The 7,211-nt window shown below is 32.0% G+C and carries 3 protein-coding genes; 1 reads left to right on the top strand and 2 read right to left on the bottom strand.

Translation table 11 applies throughout. From position 1 onward, the window contains the following. Positions 1–32 precede the first annotated feature (32 nt). A complete protein-coding gene (locus O9267_RS00535) occupies positions 33–581 on the bottom strand; it encodes a PAS domain-containing protein (protein ID WP_298175189.1) in 549 nt (182 codons plus the stop codon). 162 nt (positions 582–743) lie between these two features. Here O9267_RS00535 and typA point away from each other — a divergent pair, with 162 nt between their 5' ends. Continuing rightward, a complete protein-coding gene (typA, locus tag O9267_RS00530; RefSeq protein ID WP_298175188.1) occupies positions 744–2,540 on the top strand; it encodes a translational GTPase TypA in 1,797 nt (598 codons plus the stop codon). A 138-nt stretch (positions 2,541–2,678) separates the two neighbouring features. Here typA and O9267_RS00525 read toward each other — a convergent pair whose 3' ends face one another. Then, a complete protein-coding gene (locus tag O9267_RS00525) occupies positions 2,679–7,211 on the bottom strand; it encodes a T9SS type B sorting domain-containing protein (protein WP_298175187.1) in 4,533 nt (1,510 codons plus the stop codon).

Raw genomic sequence — 7,211 nt, 5'->3', positions numbered from 1 at the left:
CCTATTAATCTAATTGGAGTACCATTGGTATCTTAGACCAGAAATCCTCTGTCTAAAACATATTTATAGGTTCCATCAGCACACAAAAAGCGGTATTGTTCTTCCCATCGTTGTGTTTTGTTTTCAACATAAGTGTACATCTTTACTGAAATTTTCAGGCTGTCTTCAGGATGAATTTTATCGAACCACCATTTACACGTTTTTCCAAGTTCTTCTTTTTTGTAGCCAAATATACCTTGGATTCCTTTGTTCCAAATAAAAGTGTCGTCATCTAACTTCCAATCCCAAATAGTATCACTCGTTGCTTTAGCTACAATATTATACCTTTCGTTAGAAAGGCGCATTTCTTCATTGTTTTGTTTTATTTTTTCAAAGATTCTTTTGTTTCTGGCATTATTATTTAAAATTACGTTATATGCAACAACAGCTGATATAAATAGTATAATAAAATCTTTTAGTATATTGAAAAAATCATAATTTGGGCTTGACTTTAGATGGTTTAAGATGTTATGACCTATTAAAACCAGTAGTGTTGGAATGGAGACTAGAATTAAAGTATATTGTAATGCAGATTTTTTCATTACCCCAAATATAAAAATTATATTAATATACTAAAAATAACAAAACAAAATTAAGTGATTTATTTGTATTTGTAATAAAATGTAAACAAAAGTATAAGCTATCATTTTTTAGGTTTTTTATATCAAAAAAAAGTGTACTTTTGCACCCATTAAAAAACTCAGATGGAATCTATTAGAAACATTGCAATTATTGCTCACGTTGACCACGGTAAAACTACATTGGTTGACAAAATTATGTATCATTGTCAACTTTTTCGTGAAAACGAGAACACAGGCGACTTAATTCTTGACAACAATGACCTTGAACGTGAAAGAGGAATTACAATTACTTCTAAAAACGTTTCTGTTTCATACAAAGGGACAAAAATTAATATTATTGATACGCCTGGTCACGCCGATTTTGGTGGTGAGGTAGAACGTGTATTGAACATGGCTGATGGTGTTTGCCTTTTGGTTGATGCTTTTGAAGGACCAATGCCTCAAACTCGTTTCGTTCTTCAAAAAGCGATTGATTTAGGTTTGAAACCTTGTGTGGTTATCAATAAAGTTGATAAAGAAAACTGTACTCCAGAAGAAGTGCACGAAAAAGTTTTCGACTTAATGTTTGAATTAGGTGCAGAAGAATGGCAATTGGATTTTCCAACTGTTTATGGCTCGGCTAAAAATAACTGGATGTCTGACCATTGGGAAAACGTAACTGATAATGTGGAAGCATTGTTGGATATGGTTGTTGAAAATGTTCCTGCTCCTAAAGTTTCTGAAGGATCTCCTCAAATGTTAATCACATCTTTGGACTTTTCATCTTTTACTGGTCGTATCGCAATTGGTCGTCTTGAAAGAGGAATTCTTAAAGAAGGTATGCCTATTTCTTTAGTCAAAAGAGATGGATCTATAATGAAATCAAGAATTAAAGAGCTTCATACTTTTGAAGGTCTAGGTCGTAAAAAAGTACAAGAAGTTGTAGCAGGTGATATCTGTGCAATTGTTGGCGTTGAAGGCTTTGAAATTGGTGATACAATCGCTGATTTTGAAAACCCAGAAGCATTACAAACTATTGCTATTGATGAACCTACAATGAGTATGTTGTTTACCATTAACGATTCGCCTTTCTTTGGTAAAGAAGGTAAATTTGTAACATCAAGACACATTAGAGAACGTTTGACAAAAGAATTGGAGAAAAACTTAGCAATGAAATTGGGCGAAACTGATTCAGCTGATAAGTTTATGGTTTTTGGTCGTGGTGTATTGCACTTGTCTGTTCTTATTGAAACAATGCGAAGAGAAGGTTATGAATTACAAATTGGTCAGCCACAAGTTATTATCAAAGAAATTGATGGTAAAAAATGTGAACCAATTGAAGAGTTAACAATCGATTTGCCAGAGAGTCTTTCTGGAAGAGCGGTAGAATTTGTTACTCTTCGTAAAGGTGAAATGCTTTCTATGGAAACTAAAGGTGAACGTATGATTGTGAAATTTAATATTCCATCACGCGGAATTATTGGATTGCGTAATCAATTGCTTACTGCAACTGCTGGTGAAGCAATTATGGCACATCGTTTTATAGGATATGAGCCTTTCAAAGGTGAAATTTCAGGACGTAACAAAGGTTCATTGATCTCAATGGAAAAAGGAAAAGCTATTCCTTATTCTATCGATAAATTGCAAGATCGTGGTAAATTCTTTGTTGAGCCTAATGCAGAAATCTATGAAGGTCAAGTAATTGGAGAAAACTCTCGTGGCGATGATATGTGTGTAAACGTGACTAAGGAGAAAAAACAATCAAACGTTCGTTCTTCTGGAAATGACGAAAAAGCTAGAATTATTCCTCCAATTATTTTCTCATTAGAAGAAGCTTTAGAATATATTCAAAAAGATGAATATGTTGAGGTAACTCCAAAATCTATTCGTTTGAGAAAAATATTTTTAACAGAAACAGATAGAAAAAGATTTAAAGTATAAACTATTTTAAATTCTAAATAAAGTAAACCATTAACGAAAGTTGATGGTTTTTTTTTGAAGCTAATCCTGCTCTTCACTATATCTTGCTGTGCGAACAACGCCCAGCAAGGATGCCGTTACGATCAGGGCTAAAACACGTTATCGTTTTAAAGCAAAATGTCCTTTTACAATTCTGCCATTCTCAAATTCAATACTATACCAATAATCATCTGATGGAAGCAGCGAACCTTTAAAAGTACCATCCCAACCAACTCCATTTGGATGGATATGTTTTATTAATTTTCCAAAACGGTCAAATATTTTGATAGTTAAATCTGGATTTAAGTTTGAATTAAAATCTTTAATATTCCATGTATCGTTAAAACCATCACCATTTGGTGAAAAATAGTTTGGAAGCCCTAAAACATTTACTTGTATCGGACCAACTGTACCGCAATCATTCAAATCTTTAATATAAATATCATGTGTTCCCGAAAGAATGTTTTCAAATTGATTTGATTCTTGAAAATAATTTTCTGTATCAATGCTATATACATATTCTCCAATACCAGAAACATTTACCAAAACCGAATTGGTTTCGGCTAAATCTTTTATTGTAATATTATCTAAATGTGCAATATCAGATGAGTTTACAGATATTACCCTTTCACTTGAACAATTAAATAGTGAAGTGACAGTTACTGTATATTGACCTTCAACATTTACGCTTAAAGTAGCGTTAGTTTCGCCAATAATTTCAACATTATTTTTAAACCATTTATATGTATAATCACTAGTTGAACTTCCATCTAATATCGCTGAAGTTAGTGTGATGTATTCAAACGGTTTGTTTTTACAAACATAAGCTTCGTCAGTTAATTTAATTTCTGGAATTTTATTAGCATGCAACGTTATATACGGACTAAGTGCAAAACACTCGTTAGATAAAGTATTGTCCACTCTTACCCAAATTTCTTGCGTATTGGGAGAACTTGTATTTCTATAATTCGCAATATTATTGTAATTGGTTGGTTCTGGTGTGACTGTTTCAGCCAAAGGATTTATTTCGCTTAAAGCATCTGTTTGATTTTTGTAATACTTTATAGAATAAGAACTTGAACCTGTAATTTGTGCCAAAATTTGTGCAGTTGCATCACTAAAATCAAATTTCGTTATGCCATCATTATTTTCGCTTAGTCCTAAAATGGAATCATCACATTCATTATAATCTAAATGGAATGAACTCGGTATTTGAGATGAAGTTACAACAATATTTAATTGCCCAACATTAAAACAAGTATTGTTGTCAACTCTAACCCATACGGTATTTCCCAAACTATTGTTATAAGTAGTTGGATTTGAAATCAAAAGACTTGCGGTTCCATCAATAGCGCCTTGTTGTGTTTTGTAATAGGCAAAGGTTAATCCAGCTGCATTAGAAATAAAATCTTCTTTTTCGGTTAGATTTATAATTGAAATTCCATCTATTGTTGCATCATCTTCGCATTGAACAAGTGTTATCGGCGTTGTAATTGTTGGTAAAGGAATCAATGTAAATGTTGCTGCATTAGAAAACAAACCACATGAGTTACCATTTTTTTGAAGTTCAACACGATATTGATATCCGTCAATACTTGCTGGAATATATGAAATTGTTAGAGTATTTGTATTGCTACCAGAATAGGTGGTTGAGTTACTTACATTAGCCCATGTAGCTCCATTATCAGTCGAAAATTGCCATTGGTAACTAGTAACAGTATTGGTATCAATTGTAAATGAAGTCGATTTTAGTTCACATTCCGTTTTGTTTGCTGGCTGCATATTAATAGTTATTAAACCCGCTGTTGAATAATTACTGTTAGGAACTGTATATCCATTTGTAGTATTTGTGACAACACCATTTGTATTGACAATAACAGCTGAATTTCCTATATAATTATCTTTATTACCATCCGAAAAACCTGCTTCGATAACATCTGAACAACCATCACCATCTATATCACTATCAATATAATTGTTTAATGTATCAGAGTCTGAATTTGCTATTGAATAGGTTAGAACTCCACTATCAATACTAGTTTCTAGATTATTTGCAATTCCGTTGGTTCCAAATAGATTTCCGTCTATTATTCCATCGTTGTTTCCATCTATTGCATTGCTTCCAGATTCAACCAGGTCATAAATTCCGTCATTATCAGAATCTAAATCATAAAAATCATAAATTCCATCATTATCAGAATCACTTATTGTAATCGATTCAAAAACATCAATAATTCCATTTCCATTTGCGTCAACAGTTGAACTTGCATTAGAATTATTTCCTAAAAACTCTATCTTATCTTTAATTCCATCATTATCTGAATCATAATCTAATTGGTCAGGAATTCCATCATTATCATTATCTTTTGGAACACAAGTTGCAAACAATTTGAATGTTGCTTTGACATTGTCAGTATCTGATAAATTTTTGTGAGTTATACTTATCAAAGTAGATAAATTGGTATTAAAACTAAATGTTCCAGTTCCAGCTGCCAATGGAATATTGCTGTTAAGAATAAATCGTATTTCGAATGAAGAATAGCTTGTTACACCGCTTTCGTAAACTCCATCATAATTTTTATCGATCAATAATTGATTTGTTGGATTTAGAACGGTAATGGTTTTGTCTGATTCAACTTTTATAACAAACTCTGAACGTGAATCAATTAAATTTGTTGGGTTTGTAGCTGTTACATATTCTACTTTTAATGAAATTGGTTGTGTAAAATTATATTGGACAGTTGTGTAATTTCCTTTTCCTGGTTGAACACCAGTAATTATTGAATCACCATTGCCGTTATAAAAACTATTTGTATTACCATTTGAAGGAAATAATGTAATTTGTTTGGAATACGAATTAGAATAGCTTCCAGAATTAATGGGAACTATAGTTGGTTGTGGTTCGGTAAAATTGAAATTTAAATTCCCATACGATTCGTTGCAATTCGTAATTCCATCATTATCAATATCCAAATCAATATTGTCATTGAATCCATCATTGTCATAGTCACTTTCGCAATAACTTACAGGAATTATATCTGAAGTTACTGGTGTTCCACAAGAGTTATTTGTTGCTATAACATAGTAATTACCTGGTTGAGTACTTAATGGTACATAAGTGTTTGTATCAGTTCCTACAGGATTTCCATCATAATACCATTGATAATGATCAAAAGCTGATAACAAACTGACTTTTAATTCAATATTAGGAATACAACTTGATTGAGTAACATTTATTGGGCTAAAAACAATTTCAGGTTTAGAATTAAAACCAGAATAATAGCCACCAAAAGTTGCATTTCCGTTAGTTCCAAGTGAAGCAAGATATAATTCTCCACTAGAAAATACAGACACATTTCCTGTTAGACCAATTATCGTGTAGGTTTCATAGTTAGAATTTCCAGTAACTGCATTTGGACCTTGTACTGTATATCCAGCAGCACTTAGGGCGCTAAGAGAATAGTTTACTGAATTTATTACAACATTAATATTAGCCCCTGCTTTAGTTGTAATGGTAACTCTACCAGTAAAAGTTTTATTTCCAATTTTATTGATATCTGGAATATTATCAATTCCGTGAGGTGTTTTGCAGCTCAAGGGTGGAACAAAAAACATATTTTGATTTGCTAAATTAGTATCTCCAACGCTTTGAAATGCAAATACTTTTTTAGAAGTTCTAACATATAAATTTCCATCTGCATTAAATAAATTTCCATTCAAAGCTTTGTATTCACCTGCAAATTGAATTAAGAAGTCAGGAGTAGTTGTAAAATTATTGTTTAGAAAAATTTCTGTATTATCTTCGTCTGCAACTATCATAGGAACTTCAACTTGTGCTTGACCTGTACTTTTTATAAAAATGTATTCTTCTGGACCTGAATTTTGAGAAGAAACTAATTGATCTATACCATAATCGGAGTTTGAAACGGCATTAGAGCCAGTAGTTGAACCGCTATTTACTACAATATTTTTATCGGAACTTATTTTCATTCCAATCAAACCGTTTCTATTTGCATTAGTGGGACCTTCAACCGCAACACAAAAACTTTGTCCGCTATTTAGGGTTATACTAAATGGTAAATTTCCATTTAATGAATTTACTAATACGACACCTGTTTTTATATTACTAAAAGATATTGTTGTATTATTTTCTGTCGCTAGAACCGTCGCAAATGTTAAATAATTATCACTATATCCGTTTACTGTTGAATTAGTAAAAGCACCAACCCTAAAGTTTTTCCCTAATGCTTCAATACCTTTAGATGTAATTTGTCCAGCTTGATTTCCTAGTCCGCCATTTACTCTCACCGAAGTATAAATCAAGTCATCAGCTTCAACTATAAAACCTTTATTTGAAATTATTGTGTTGGCATCATTTTTATTGATAATAAATTGTGTTTGTGCTCCTGTGCCAATATTCATTATATACGGATTATCTCTAGATACAGTTCCAGTTATTGTAGCTGAACCAAACTGTATAATTTTAAAATTTATAGGAGTAGTGTTAGGACATGAAATGTATAAATATTGCTCTTCGGCAACAGAAAGTTGATTGTTTGAGCAGCTTATAGGCGGAATATAATGGGTCTTACTCAATTGAGCAAAACTTGAAAATGTTATAAGAAGTAAACAGAATTGCAGGACTTTTTTCAT

The sequence above is a fragment of the Flavobacterium sp. genome (assembly GCF_027531705.1).
Lineage (GTDB): Bacteria > Bacteroidota > Bacteroidia > Flavobacteriales > Flavobacteriaceae > Flavobacterium.
Note: the sequence above shows the minus strand (reverse complement) of the source record. Positions and strands in the feature narration are given on the sequence as shown.

Excerpts from the sequence above, each read along its gene's own strand:
- O9267_RS00535 (WP_298175189.1), bottom strand. The coding sequence starts at position 581 with ATGAAAAAATCTGCATTACAATATACTTTAATTCTAGTCTCCATTCCA.
- O9267_RS00525 (WP_298175187.1), bottom strand. The coding sequence starts at position 7,211 with ATGAAAAAAGTCCTGCAATTCTGTTTACTTCTTATAACATTTTCAAGT.
- typA (WP_298175188.1), top strand. The coding sequence starts at position 744 with ATGGAATCTATTAGAAACATTGCAATTATTGCTCACGTTGACCACGGT.